This window comes from Psychrobacter sp. TB20-MNA-CIBAN-0197, from assembly GCF_040309765.1.
GTDB classification, from domain to species: domain Bacteria; phylum Pseudomonadota; class Gammaproteobacteria; order Pseudomonadales; family Moraxellaceae; genus Psychrobacter; species Psychrobacter submarinus.
This window is the reverse complement of sequence record NZ_JBEOPC010000006.1, coordinates 77,448-92,728: the sequence shown is the minus strand read 5'-3', so window position 1 is coordinate 92,728 and position 15,281 is coordinate 77,448. Positions and strand designations below refer to the sequence as shown.

Sequence of the window (15,281 nt, the reverse complement as noted above, 5' to 3'; positions counted from 1 at the left end):
TATTTAACTTAGTATCTAATTTACTGATAAACGATAGGTTAGATATTCTTCTTAGCTTTATGTTCGCCCCATTCTCGGCGCAATACTGAAAAACTCTCAAAAGTCACTAACACCGACGCGGTTAAGATAATCAAATCCATCGCAATCAGTAGCCAGTTGCCATCATCATAGAAGGTTTTGAGCTGAATCAATAAGGCAAATAGCGTCATCACTAATAAGAAACACAGCGGCGCTAAGGTGTACCAGACGGTCTTGCCTTTACGCAGTAAAATAACGGTTACAATCATCAGCGTTAAGGCGGCCATGAGCTGGTTGGTCGTACCAAATAGAGGCCAGATAATCATACCACCAGCACCATCGATACCACCGGCACCGAATGCTAATAGCAAGCAAGTCCCTACGGCCAATAAGGTCGCTATCCAGCCCTTGCTCAGTGCCGGCAGGTTATAAAACTCGCCAAACTCTTGGAAGATATAACGCTGCAGGCGTACACCAGTATCCATAGTCGTTCCTGCAAACAGTGCTGCCATCACGGTGAGCATCGTTTGCGATAGCACTACATCGATACCGACACCATTACTTAAAATAGTAGCGCCACCATCAATAAAAGCACCGATGGAGCCATCACCAAAGTTTTGATAAACCGCCTGCCAATCGCCTAAAGTTGCAAAACCTGCAGTTGCCGCTAAGATAGCCCCAAGCGCCAGCATCCCCTCGCCTAGCGCACCAAAATAACCAACGAACCGTGCATCCTCTTCTTTATCGACCTGTTTAGATGTCGTACCTGTAGCGACTAAACCATGAAAGCCCGATATCGCCCCGCAAGCAATAGTTACAAATAGTAAAGGCACAATTGAGGGCGCGCTCATCGGCAAGTCGCTGTTGATGGCAGGCGCAACAATGTTAGGCGTTGAGATGAAAATAGCAGCATATAATAATATTAAGCCAACGAAAAGCTGTAAGCCGTTGATATAATCACGAGGCTGCAATAACATCCATACCGGCAATAATGACGCGACGGCGGCATAAGAAAATAGGATAATAATCCAAACGGCGTTATCAGGTAAGCCCATAAAGGTCTCAGGCAGCACTACTGGAAACATAGGCCCTAGATAGATCAGTCCGTATAAGGCCGTTACTCCAATAATAGAGACCCAAATAAGGCTCATATTGTAGCGATAGATACACTGCCCAATGATAAAAGCGACCACTAATGCGCCCCACACCGGCAGTACTGCGGATGGCGTTTTGATAAGCATATTAGCGATAGCCACACCGAACACAGCATTGACCATCAGTAGTAACAAGAAAATCACTACCATCATCAAGCTACGCACACGCGAGCCCATTACCGTACCGGCAATTGAACCAATAGATTGACCACGGTTACGCATACTTGCCCAAATGGCAGACATATCATGGACACCTGCCATAAATATCGTCCCAAAAACTACCCAAAGCACAGCGGGTACCCAGCCCCAAATTACGGCAATAGCAGGACCAATAATCGGTGCCGCTCCTGCCACTGAAGTAAAATGGTGACCCCATAATACATATTTGTTAGTGGGAACATAGTCCACACCATCTTTCATAGTGTGGGCTGGCGTGGGCAGACTATTGTCTAACCCTAATATTTTACTCGCTATAAATTTTGAATAAAAAAGATAACCGCATAGCATCATACCGATGCTGATAAGCAGTACAATTGCACTATTCATATCATTCCTCCTTGCATACTTACTTTGCTTACATCAGCCAAAAAGGCTGCCTTTATCACTTATAGATGTTATAAAAACGCTAACACTTCATTAGTCATTTTAATTTATAGTCTACAATTGCCGTAGTATCACCCTATATCATCGCAGTGGTCAATTATAATCTGCAAAATTGATCGCACTTAAACGATATCTACTAAAACTGCGGTTAAATAAAGAATTATTATCTCAGATATTGATGTTATAGATAGTGACTGCAGCTGATAAACGAATGCAACGTCACTAGTTTTTTACGTATACTGTTCTATTTGATTTAGAATACTCATTTAATAAGATTCAAGGAAAAGATATGGCACACTATTTCGGATTTCCACCGTCAGAGAAACTCAAACAATTAATAGAAGAAGCGGCGCAAGCGGAAGCATCGGATGAGCATGTTGATTACTACAAACATCGCGACGCACTAACTCACCAAACTGCTAGAGATTTGATCGATAATCTACTGGTAGGCTTAGTAGAGATTATCCCTAACCCTGAGCGTCAAGCCTCCATGCGCAAAATCGTTGGCACCATTGAGCGCTCAGCTGATACGCTACTTAACATCTTATTAAATAAAGAGAATAATGAAGATGTCTTGCCAAGCTTTCACTTCCTGCGCGACCGAGCCACTTTTATTGATAATGAAGGGGTCAGTCGGGTCGGTTTTAAGCTCTCCGAGGATAGTGCTCAAAAAATCACAGAAGGCTTTGCTTCAGTAACTCCTGATGATGTCGATATGAGTAAATTTAAGTTAGCATTAGAGACGATGAACGAAGATACGCTCACTCATTTTATCACTCGTTATGCCGAGACCCTTAAACTTGGCATGATTAAACGCAAATCAGTGCCCGTTACCAAAGCCGCTATCGATAAAGGTATGAGCATGGCATTGAATAAAATGCTACCTGACTTACCTATGAGCTCATTGAACCGTTTGGCCAATTATTATCGTCCTTTTATTGTGGAAAAGGCGGATTAATTAATATTAGGGTAATGGCGGTTTGCGATTAGGTAAATTCGCTAAAACTTGCTAAAATATGTGGCACTTTTATCAAAGGCGCACCCTACTATGACTCAAATCAGTAATCAAGAGATCGAACAAACTCTACGTAATTCAGAGTGTCTCATTAGCAGTATCGAAGTTGCGGCCGCTTACGAGCGTCTTGCTGCCCAGCTTAATTTGCATTATGCAGGCCTAAACCCTATCGTTATGGTAGTGATGAACGGTGGCCTTATCCCAGCAGGACAGCTACTGACTCATCTGACTTTTTATCATCGCATGCATTACATTCATGCGACGCGCTATCGTGACAATGAGGGGACCAGCGATCTTGATTGGAAATTTAAACCCGATGTCAGTATCGAAGGCGAGCATGTACTACTCATCGATGATATTTTTGATGAAGGTATCACGCTCAAAGCTATCGTTGAAGAATTAGGTAAAGAAAAGCCCGCTTCAATCGATTCTTGCGTCCTTTTAAATAAAATGCATGATCGCAAAGTTGCTAATTTCGATGTGGATTTTGTCGGTATCGATGTTGATGACCGTTATGTCTATGGCTGCGGTATGGACTTTCATGGTTACTTGCGTCACCTGCCAGGTATTTATGCGATTAAAGAAGACAAAGTGTAGTATTTCATTCTACACAATAAAAAGCATCCGTTATGGATGCTTTTTTGCGTTTATAGAGCTTCAAACTGTAGTGCTAACCCTGTATAGCGCTCAGTTGGGGTCTGCACTGCTTTCTCAAAGGCAGACTTGGTGCTATATATACTGACCTGTTTTTTGGCGCGAGTCACTGCCGTATAGATAAGCTCTTTACTGAGTAGCCTACTATGACTAGTATCAAAAGTAATCGCAACATGATCAAACTCAGATCCTTGCGACTTATGAATAGTCATAGCGTAGGCAGTAGATACGAGCTCATCATTTAATAGACTAACGGCGATGCCCTGAGTTTTATTTTCAAAGAAGACTTCTAGTGGCGCGCCATCTGTCCCCGTCTGCAAGCAAAAACCAATATCCCCGTTGAACAATCCAAGCTCATAGTTGTTTTGTAGCATCATAACAGGCCGACCATGAAACCAAGTATTTTGACCTAGCGGCAGTTTTAACTCAGCCAGATGCCACTGTGTTAGGTAGTTATTAATATAATGATCGCCCCACTCTCCATTATGTCCAGCCGTAAGTATTCTAAATTGATTGAAAGCTTGTACTAGAGAGGTAATTGTCTCTTTAACAACTGTTGGCACGGATTTTTCCATTGGATTTTCTAACAGTACATTGATTTTTTTTATGTATTTTTGGTAGTTTAGAATTATTTTTTTAAGATTTTTTATATTGCTTAGGCTATTTTTTATCTGGTTATTTGGATTTGTTTGCGCAGATTGCGTATTTATATTCGAAAAACTCAGCGCCTGATCTTGCTTTAATAACTGCCAAATGCCTTGCGTGTCTGTATCTATATTATTGATTTGCTGAGCCAACTTACCAATACCAGAGTCTTTACTAAATCTGCGACTCTCAGTAAGCTCTACGTGTACGGGTTGCAGGCTTGGTATGCGGCATAGGTCGGATAAGACGGCACCTGCATCTACTGCCGCAAGCTGATTGGCATCACCCAGTAATATAAGTCTCGCGCCTTTTTTTACTGCACTAACCAGATAATTTGCCAGCTCTACTCCGAGCATAGAGGCCTCATCAACGATGATGATATCTTCGCCAAGTGGATTGTCTGCATCGTAGCGCGGTCTACCCGTTCGCCCAATGCCTAGTAAACGATGGATGGTTTTTGCTTCTTCTAGTTGCATATCAACATTTGCCGCATCTAAAGCCGCTTGCAAAGATTCCTGCATACGCTGTGCAGCCTTACCAGTCGGCGCAGCCAACGCTAAGCTTGCGCTATCGGTGCTAAACTTGATAGGTGCGTCATCTTCCCTACTCTGTGCTGCTTGTTGCAGAGCAATAACGAGCTGCGCCACAGTATAAGTCTTACCTGTCCCAGGTCCACCCGTGATGATACTAAAAGCGTTGTGATTAGCCACATTAATCGCTGCTATCTGTCGTTTCTCCAGATTATCTGGTATAGCAATTGAAAGAGGGGTTATCTGCTGATTTATAATTGAATTGATACGCGTAGCTAAGCTAAATTCTGCTTGCCAGGTGCGGTGTAGCCAAAGGGTGGCTGATGTATTTTGATTTTTTTCTTTTTGAATTTGATAAATGATTGGTTTGTTATTTTTGCTTAGGCTATTTCTATCATCCTTATTAAGATGTTTAACATTACTGAACAAGTCATACTGACCGATTGAGTGAATAAAAGCATCTAGATCTGTATTTCTTAGCCGCTGATATAACGCAGTGATGGCATCTAAGCGCTTCGTCAGAAGCTCTCTTTCATAATTAGTTAGCACTGACTGTGACCATAGTTGATGTCTTTGAGCAACTATAATGCTTAGTAAACTAAAAAGTGAGGGCTCTGTAGCCACTTCATCTGCTATCAACTGGTCGATTTGTCTCTCTGCCAATACCAGAAGTGGCGTGGCTAGCATCTCTAGCAGCTTCAATTGCCAAGCATACAGAGTCACTGATTCGCCCCCGATATCCCCCTGCACAGGCCTTTCATCCTTAGCCTCTTCCAGCGTTAATACTGTATGCCCTTGTTCTAAATGCGTCGTCAACATGACAAATACAGCGCTAAATAAGGCTTTATCTTGCACCCCATCTACTTGTTCGGTCTCTATATTCGTCTCAACATTAGACACGTGATATGCTGATTGCGTTTGCTGACGACGCAGCAACAGATAATCACTAAGATTGCTAGCCCAACTTTCGTGTAGGCTAATGGCTGCCCTACTATTACTGTTATTCATAATATGTTGTCTCTTATGTCTGTCTTTATGGCTATCTAATAAATCGCTGTTGCTTTATTTTTGGTAAATAGGTTATCTATTCTGAGCCCTAACTCATTAGTCTGGCAAACCAAGCAAGGTATCTAAAGCTTTGATGAAGTCGATGGGTATGTCCCAGATGACTAACCCAAAGCGCTTATTAGTAACTACATTACAATCGGCCGTATTTTTTTTATTTTGCCTGGCACTATCTAAAGCACTATCTAAAGCACTATCTGATGTCGACGCATCTGCATGATAGACCCCGCGTAAAAACACATACTCGACAGGACCAAGATATTTATCTTCATTACCGTCATAATCGCTGACTCGCATACTTAAGAAACGATGCAATGCAACCTGATAAATGGCGGCTTGTAGCCAATACCCAGCCTTTGACATGGCTTGTTTAAGCGTCTTTTCATCATAGCTGCTTAGGCTATTTCCTAAATAGTTACTTTTGTAGTCCACCACATAATATTTGCCTGCGTGTTCATAAACTAAGTCAATCTCGCCGCGTAGATAGCGATACAAGTGCGCTTTTTTTTGCGCCACTAAAGTCACGTGCTTGTCCGGTTCGTTTGGTAAGTGCTCTGCAAACAGAGTAGTGATATCCTCTGCTCTAAAGTGCTCTGACAAGCCCATGTTGAACTCCAGCTCAGCAAAGCGCTGCGTAGTATCAATTGACTCTAGCGGCTGGTTAGAAGCTAATAGCGGCGTCTGTAGCACCTCTTTGATCCAACCCATTAACGCTTCATGTTGGCTCGCTACTATCGTATTTGTATCGACAGACTGACTATTCTGTTTTTTATTTGCCTGTAATACACGCTGCTGCTGCTCTGCGCTACTATAAATCAGTGGCAGCTGATAGCTACTCACCGCGCGGTCGATGACTTGAGACCACTGAGATTGATTATTAAAGTCAATTTTTTCAAATATTTCATGCAAAAATGTACCGGCATTCGCGCCTTTGACAAAAGTAAAGCGGATATCATCCTCTCGCTTAAGCTCCAAGTCGCAGCCCAGCTCGAAACCTTCATTGCTATCTATGACTCCTACTGGCTCTTTCGTTTCTATATCTATGGCATCATCAATGCGCTCATCGACAACCGCCATAATCTGTGTTGATTCATCTAACTGGCGCGCCAAAGCGGTAAAACTGGTCTTCGCCCAGCCAAAGAAGTAACGACTGCGCATAACTTCCAAGAACGGTGCGTATTCAATCTTCTGTGTCGCTAGTTTCGTTGTGACAGTAGTCAAACCATTTGCCGTGTTGGCGTTATTCGCTTGGCCCTTTTCATGATACTCATTAATTTTATGAGCTCTAATCATCCCTATCGTGCCTTTGAGCCTATCTGGCAACTCAATATTCTTAGCCGGTACGTCTAACCAATAGCAGACTGGTCTCAAGCACGCGTTCGTATTACTATGAGCATCTTTTAAGACCACATAAAGCTGCTCACTAGCACGAGTAAAGGCGACGTAGCCCAGGCGACGTAGCTCATCAAAACCTTCTTGGGTTTCAAACTCAGTGTAATAGTCTACTTTAGTGGCTGAGCCTTGCACGGGTGAGAAACGGCGCTGATTGCTAATTGTATTTGGTTGTTGTGAGTTACGGTTCGATTGGTCATCATATAGATATAAACCATACTGCTCTTTATTACCGGATCTTCTACTGGCATCGCCCATACCCAGTACATAGACAATCGGGAACTCAAGCCCTTTAGACTTATGAATGGTCATCAGCTGCACTCCTGACTCCGTCGGGAGCGGATATTGCTTCGCCCAATCGCTGTTAGGAGCAGCGTCAATGTTTTGCCGAAACCACGCCAAAAGCTCATGCTCGCCCATGCCGCTGCCGTACTGCGCCATAACATCTAGCACATGACGCAAGTCCATAATATGACGATCGCCTTCTGGATGATTCGCAAGTGCCTGCCAAACGCCTTGCGACTGGACCGGGCTCTTATCTAACAAATAATGTAGCGCTGACAAAATCCCAAAATGCTGCCAACGCTGCGCGCCTTCTTTTATATAAGCAATAAAGTCTTGGTAGCTTTGTTTGTGAGCGCTATCACTACGGTTAACAGCGCCTGACTCATGATCTGTCATCATTGCTCTAACGGTCTTGATATTTAGACCATACAGATGACTGGTTAACACGCGATTGATCATGTCATGACGATAGGGATAGAGCATAGCGCTCAGTAGCGCGGCCACATCCTCTGCCATGATGGTCTCAAAGATACTGACATCACTAGTCGTCAGCGTAGGCACTTTTAGCTTCACCAGCTCATCTTCAACCTGCTTTAAGTCTTTTTTGGTACGTGCCAGCACACCGATATCACTTGGTTGAATAGGCACGCCTTTTAAGGTCTGATTGCTGCTTAATAAGGTCGCAATATGACGCGCGGTAATCTCATACTCATCGTACTCAAGCTCGTTGTCATATGGTAAGTGTAATAAGCTCACTGGCTGAGCTGAGAGCACCTCCGTCACTAAATCAGTCACTAAATCATGGGTTTCAGAAGCTGCCATATTAGACCAAGACAACTGGCTATCTGGTTTTGCCGCTTTGATATGCTGATAATAAATCCCTGCACCTAACTGCGACAGCTTATTATCACCCGTGCTAGGCGTTGCCATACCAAACCAGCAATTGAGCGCATGGATGACGCCTGCATTTGAGCGGCGATTGACATCTAGCGTCCAAAAGCTTTGCTTATCAAACTGAGATTTCATGTCGTTATAGTTGGCCACATCGCCACCGCGAAAGCCATAAATCGCTTGCTTTGGATCGCCAACTAATAACAAAAACTCATGACTGGTTTTTTTCGCGCTAGATTGCTTATCGTTGGCCGAAGCTGCGGTCTTTTTATTGGCTAAATAAATACTTTTAATCATCAATGCTTGCTCGCCATTGATATCTTGCGACTCATCAATAAGCGCAATGGGATAATGATGGCGAATATAACGCGCCAGCTTGGGCCCTTGTTTGCCTGTTAGTGCCTGATTTAGACGCACCATCTGTAGACCAAAAGTCGTCTCACCGCGCTCCTCTAAGATCACTGGCAGCCTATCCCGAACCGCGAGAACAATATGACGGTTTAGGTTGGCCAACAATGAAATAATATGTTGGTCTAATTTTTCGACCATATCTAAAATGGCCATTAACTTGACTATTGTATCTAACCCAAAAAGAGCCTGATGTTCCTTTTCTCTGTCTTTATTGAAATTTTTAATCTTGCCTTCTTCATTGGGATATCTAGAGTCCTGTAACGAAGTCAGAATTTTGTTTTCACGCTCGTCTAAATAGCTAGTAAAGGCTAGCTGATGTTCTGCTATTTTATGATGTACATCAACTAAGGCGTCAAAATGATTGATTAAATTAGAGTTACCACGAAACCCTTGTGACTTCCTATAGTCAGAATTTAAATATGGCTGAATATCTGCTAAATCTAATTGAGCAAATTCATAAAGCATCTTCTCGTACGCACTAAAGTCAAAGTCTTGATCTAGTTTCACCTCATCAATAGGCGCTGAGATAAAATTCAGCGAGCGCGTGACAAAACCCTTATGATCTCCGGTATCAGTAAGTTTGCCTTGCTGCTCTAGTAACGTATAGAGTTTCGGCTGCTCATGATAGAGGCGACTTTGAAATTGGCGTAGCTCATCATGAATGATGCTATCAGTGACTTGCTCGATACTGCTGTCTTCGATGATACCCATGCCCTGCTGATGACCGGTCTCGCTACTGTATTCCGTCAGCCACTTCTGCGCTAAACTATCAAGCGTACCCACAAATAGATTATCAAGCGTCGTGAGCACCAATGCCGTGCGCCGAATAGCCTCGGTCATCGGGTAGCTATAGACATGATCGAGTAGATAGCTGATTAAATGTAAGTTGATTGGATCTTGCATTAGGCTATCTAAGCGCGCATAACTGGCTTGCTGTATGAGCCAAGTATCGCGCTCCTCTTTGGCTTTAGCGCGGTTTTCGCGAGTAGTGGTTTGACTGTTTTGTTGTTCATAGTCAAGATCTTGGTTTAGCTCCTCGCTCTTCTGACTGGGGTTCTCTTTGGACTGACTTTTTGAATTGATTTGTTCAGGGTTTACCTGTAAGGATTTTGGATAGAGCATATCTTTATTATTAATATCATTGCTTAGGCTATTTACCCATTGTAATAACTGATAAAACTCAACTAAACGCTCGTGGATACGCTGACGCATCTCGGCGGCTGCGGCACGAGTGAACGTAGTGGCGATGATTTGTTCAGGGGCCCGTCTTGCCTCAATCAACAAACGCAGGACGATGCCCGTTAGCGTCCATGTCTTACCGGTACCCGCTGAGGCTTCAATCAGGTGTTGACCGCTGAGCTCAACCTCAACCGCCGGTACCTTTTCGGATGATTTTACAGATAATTTTTCAGATGCTTTGTCTGCTTTATTATTATTTGGCATATCAGCACTTCTCACGGCGCTTTGCGACTCGTATAAATGCTCATCAGCGAAAGGCAGCTGTTGCGAGCTCTCCGCAAAATCAGGCGTATCGGTAAACTCTGTCATATTGGCGTACACTATAAATTAGGGCGTGTTGAACATTCACAAGAAGGCACTGCTGATTGCTAAAATCGTTCTAGTCTAAGGGAAAATTGCAGGTAATGCAGATGCCTTAGCTAAATTTTTACAACGACTAGGGCGATTTTAGCATCAGCCCTCACTCTAACAACAGGGACAGGACTCTTTTTTGCCGCTTTATTGATAAAAACTGACGTATAGAATGACTATACTTACAATTTTTATCTGCAAATCGTCTAAAAAATAGTCTCTGTCAGTGCCGCGGTCGAATGTTCAACACGCCCTATTATCAATTTAATTTGGATTACAAAATTAGCTGTCTTAAGCGGTATAAAGGACTAACCGTCTAACCCTTCCAAAGCGTCAAACATTGGCTCATATAAAGGCTGTGCGATAGTCGTCAATGCTGTAGCTAAAGCCCTAAAAGTATCTTGATCGCGCAAGACGTATTGCCATATAGCATGCTGCGAACAAGTATCATAAATCATATCTGCCTGATAACTCGGCCTTAGCCAGTCTGAGAAATCTGCGCGTTTTGGCCAATAGTTGCCACTATCACTGTCCTGCGATTTTTGCTGTTTTTCTAGATAACTGAGCGCATACTCTGGCAGTATCGTAACAGGCACTTGACCAACGAGCTGGGCAAAGATTGCCCACTTTATCAGCTCTAGTATGGCGTCTTCATAGACGATAGGAGCGATCTTAAAGGCAACTGACTTCTCAAACTTCTTCACCCCTGATCTAGACTTGTTAAAGCGCCATATGCTCACACCATCATTCAAGGTGACTTGCGCGGCCGTGGTACGCCTTGCGACTTGCCAGTATAAATGCGATAACCAGAACTTGAGTAAATGTTTGGGACTAGCCGCATTAGGCAATACATTGAGCCACTGCTTAGGCGATTGCTCGCTATAAGCAGTATTGGAGTGCAAATGAATATCCTCGCCATGAGCCGCTATCGGTACCTGCCCTTTTAATTTAATAACTTTAGGTAATAATCGCAGTAGGGACTCATGCTGACTGCCGGGCTCTTTGTCAGCGTTATTTAGATCGCTATTAAAAATGGTTGCTAACTCTACCCGCACAGGATGCTCAGTGGTTGGGGTTATCAGTCGTAAGACACTAGACTTGCCCTCTACTCTTGCTAGTAACACATCTGTGTTAGCAAAACCGTTGGCCATCAGCTGCTCTTGAAACTCTAGACACTGCTGTTGGAGCTTTTGCCGCTCATTTACTAAGGTGGTTTGCCGTGCGATACCTGCCGGCATGATCTTTTGGTACATTAAAGTTGAATAACTCGCTTGAACATCAAGTTCAAAGTTAGCAGAGTTGTGTTCAGAGTTAGCAGAATAGCTATCTGGATTGGTATAAACGGTACTAGTAGCGAGCTCATTAATGAGATGATCTGTAATCTGATAATTGGTTAAGCCGTCCAAAAATAGTGGCTCTTGCTGCACCCTTGCTTGCTCACCTTGCATGACATACACCTCTTGAGCGCGCAAAAAGGCCTTGGCAGGATGACGGACTTGATAGGCCAGCACGCCTTCTACGTCTATCTCATGAATATCAAATAGGGTTTGACTGAGCATAGTCGTTAAGTCTGCATTATTTGTGTCGTGTGTATTGGTTTTTATATCGAGCGCCAGCAGTTCGATCAATGCTTGCAAATCTTTATGATCGACTTGTCCAAGCTCACCTAAACTGCGTCCAAGTACTTGAGCGATCGCTTCATATTGCGATTTTGTGGGCAAACCAACGAATTGTAAGCGTTTGCTTGGCACGCGGCTCTTTAGGGTATCAAAAACAGCTTGCCAAATCGGTGCAGGTGGAAATTGCTTTTTTTGTGCCAGCTTAGTTTTTTGCATAGCTTGATCTAAGAGTGCATCTAACTCATCGCTAGCGTCAGTGGACGCATGGGCGTCAAGGTTGGCAGTATCCGCCACTTCGCTTTGATTATGAGCATCAACACTGTTTGTTGTATTAAGAGCCCCGTCTTCTTCAATCATAGATTCAAACAGACTCTCGTGGAAAGGTAGAGCTGGATGCTCAGTGACTAGCCACTGCTTGATGAGCTTAGGCAGATAGCGCTTTAGCTGCTCAGTAGTCGCGTCAACACTCTCAGGCAATGCCTCTAATGCTTCAAGCGAGCTGACTTGCCATTGTACTTCACCTTGCAAAAACTGTAACAACTCACTGACAGGATTGGCGGGTAGATGCTCATGAGTATCGGTGAGACTTTGACCGTTATAAAATATCCAGCAGGCACTTCGCGCACATAATAGCGCATCTAAAAACGCACCATTATCGTCATCCTCGCTGACTCTATCTCCGCGGCGAGCCATAGTAGTTTTCATCAAGTCATAGCGGTTGTTACGATCGCGGTCCGGGAACTCGGAGAGATTCATATTGAGCATGACAACCAGCTCAAACGGTACGTTTCTAAGAGCGCCAAAGCGACCAAAGGTAATCACTCCCGTCGGCTCGGCACTGACTTGCTGACTCTCAAGTTCAGCTTCGATACTATCAAGCATAAAGCTTAGCTTAAGCGGTAATTGCTCAACGCCCGCAAGCCGTTGTTCTACCTCGTGATTGTCAGTATCGTCACTCGCGTACTGCCGGTAATGACGATTGGCACGAAGGCTGGATTTAAAGCCATTCATCGCGTTGTAGATCGCGCGCATCGTACGCGTCTGATCGACCTCACCAAAGTAGCGATGGATCACTTGCGTCTCGATTTGGGACAGCCACTCTTCAGCTTTTTTCTTTTGAGTATGGTCATGACGGCGCTCAGTCAAGCCTGCATAGATACGGCAAAGTGCCTCAACGATCATGCCATCATCCAAACTCATCTGCGGTAATGGCAGGCTCATCTCAGGCATAGCTGTACTCGGCCAGTCTGCCTCTGCAAGAGGATACAAACAATCACTCGCGCTTGCCTCAGGCATAATTAAGCCAAGAGCCAATCTATCTAATGCTTGAGCGAAGCTGAAGCGGTAGTCATAGTCGTTGGTGTCTAGAGTCTGCTTGAGGTGCTGCTCATCAAAGCCGCGGATAAACCCCGCCTCTACTAATAAATCACAGCCGCGGCTCATCTGCTCATGCGTCAGTCCAAAACTCTCATACAAAGGTGGTAACATGAACCAATCAAGAACCTCAGCGGCCTCAAAACGCGCGCTATGACTACCAAGGAGCTTATAAAAACCGATAATAGCTTCCCACAGTTGGCGAATATCGGTATCGACCACGCCAGTCACTTTGGCTGGCAAAGTCAAACCATCTTGCCCTTTGCCACTGACAAAAATAGAGCTGATCAGTTCATGATGGCGCTCAACATCAGGCATCAGCACGACAATCTCTGAGATATGGCGTTTTTTTTCGCCCGCTCTGATCGGCTCGTTAAGCCAGCGCCCAATCATAATACGTAGCACTTCTAACTGGCGCTGCAAATTATGGCAAGAATGAATGCTTAGGCTATTATCTTGAGCCGACATCTCCCAGTATCGCTGTTTGTCAAAGCGCTTGTTCTCTAATGCCTCATCATCAAACCACTGCACTTCTTGCTCAAAACTTAGCTCTATTTGCTCATTGACTGCTTGCGAGACTTGCACAGCGGTTGCTTGCTGGGTCGCTTGCTCATCGAGCATCAATACATCATTTTGCAAACGCCTGAGTAAACTCGAATTATTTTGTGCACTATCTGCTTCAACAGTCCATTCCTCACTGCTATAAGCATGATCCATGAGACCCTCAGCGCTCGTATCGAAATTATCGTGCCATTCTACTAAGTCTTCTTCATATTGCTCATTGCCTGATAAATTCGCCAGCATAGCGAAAGTATCACGCGACTGCTTACCCAAACGCGACAGCAAACTATGACCATAATCGCGTAAGAACACACTTTCGGGGTTAATAATCTGCTGGCGCTGCAGCCAAGACTTATCGACGATATCCGCCCAAAATAGCTTTGATGGATTGTAGTGCAGCAGGGTGATATCCATGTATTTCGACAAGCGTTGCAAGAAGTCAAGCTCCGTCTGCGGCAGTTGCTGAATGGTAAATATGCGTAGCACAGCAGGTAACTGTTCACGCTCATTCGCCTTATTATGCTCAAGAGCTGACCAAAAGGTATTTTCAATCTCAACGCGGTGCTGGTGCACATCAGCAAACAAGTGTAACCATAAAAAACGCTGAGCGACTTCTAACTCAACATAATGTGCTACTAGCCAATCAGGGGTGGCGCGAGCATACTGATCAAAACGCAGCGACAAAGCATCTTTGTCAGCTATCAGCTTATCGACATCTAATAGCTTGTTCTGGGACCAAAGCGCTAGCCAGTCCTCACGGTGGGTTAAGTAGCGATTAAACACTCGCGCCAAATCACTTGCCAGCTGCCAAATACGCACGTCTTGCTGCGCTTTATCAGGGATGCTGCCGTCTTGCGGCTTCTCGATTAGCGGTGCTAGCAGCGAGTGCACTGGATGCTTGTCATCTTTGACAATCAGCTCTTGATAGTACGTCAAATACCCAAACAGACGCCACTGCATTACTGTGGGCGACAATACCGCCACTTCAGGCACATTCAAGGTTGACGCTTCAGGATTATGCGCGAGCAGATACTCATTATGACGCGCTAACACCTTTTGCATCAAAGTCCACTGATACTGGCCCCAAAAGGTCGTCGTCACTAACGTACTAATACCCGCTTGGCTAGCAATAGATTTATCGAGCCAGTCGCCTAATACCATTGAAGGCACGATAACGATAAACTCAGCAAAGACTGGCTGGTTTTTCGATTGATAATCGGTGAGTAGCTCTGCAACTAAATGCTCAGTGCGGTGCGATTGAATAATTTTAAACATAGATAGCGATCTGATCCGAGTAAAAGACAAGATGAGGTAATAGCGAGATAAAAGATAAGTATTGTAGTCGTGGCCGCTTTTTATTTCTGTTAAGATATGGCGCACAGCCGCTTTAGGTGGCGACCTTGTTACCTTAATAGTTGTCTTATGAGTGAGGTAACGCTTAAGTGTGCCACTGATATCTCTGATTTACCAGTAT

General features: G+C 44.2%; 6 protein-coding genes. 2 read left to right on the top strand and 4 right to left on the bottom strand.

All coding sequences use genetic code 11. The features are described 5' to 3' along the window. Positions 1 to 38: 38 nt before the first annotated feature. Entirely contained in the window at positions 39 to 1,718 is a 1,680-nt protein-coding gene (locus AAEY83_RS03190) for a carbon starvation CstA family protein (protein ID WP_025646985.1), read from the bottom strand. A gap of 346 nt (positions 1,719 to 2,064) precedes the next feature. Between AAEY83_RS03190 and AAEY83_RS03185 the strand changes: the two genes are divergently transcribed. Next, positions 2,065 to 2,733, top strand: coding sequence for a hypothetical protein (locus tag AAEY83_RS03185; RefSeq protein ID WP_025646984.1), 669 nt, complete (start codon positions 2,065 to 2,067; stop codon positions 2,731 to 2,733). Between the two features lie 90 nt (positions 2,734 to 2,823). Further along, positions 2,824 to 3,387: a hypoxanthine-guanine phosphoribosyltransferase gene (locus AAEY83_RS03180; protein WP_025646983.1), complete on the top strand. Its 564-nt coding sequence runs from the start codon at positions 2,824 to 2,826 to the stop codon at positions 3,385 to 3,387. Between the two features lie 50 nt (positions 3,388 to 3,437). Here AAEY83_RS03180 and recD read toward each other — a convergent pair whose 3' ends face one another. The 3 genes from recD to AAEY83_RS03165 all read right to left on the bottom strand — a co-directional run bounded on the left by recD (position 3,438) and on the right by AAEY83_RS03165 (position 15,082). Further along, complete coding sequence (gene recD / locus AAEY83_RS03175) at positions 3,438 to 5,627, bottom strand: exodeoxyribonuclease V subunit alpha (protein ID WP_227501962.1); 2,190 nt, start codon at positions 5,625 to 5,627, stop codon at positions 3,438 to 3,440. A 96-nt stretch (positions 5,628 to 5,723) separates the two neighbouring features. Then, on the bottom strand, positions 5,724 to 10,211 hold the full coding sequence (locus AAEY83_RS03170; RefSeq protein WP_025646981.1) for a UvrD-helicase domain-containing protein: 4,488 nt from the start codon (positions 10,209 to 10,211) through the stop codon (positions 5,724 to 5,726). A 350-nt stretch (positions 10,212 to 10,561) separates the two neighbouring features. Further along, entirely contained in the window at positions 10,562 to 15,082 is a 4,521-nt protein-coding gene (locus AAEY83_RS03165; RefSeq protein ID WP_025646980.1) for an exodeoxyribonuclease V subunit gamma, read from the bottom strand. Positions 15,083 to 15,281 lie beyond the last annotated feature (199 nt).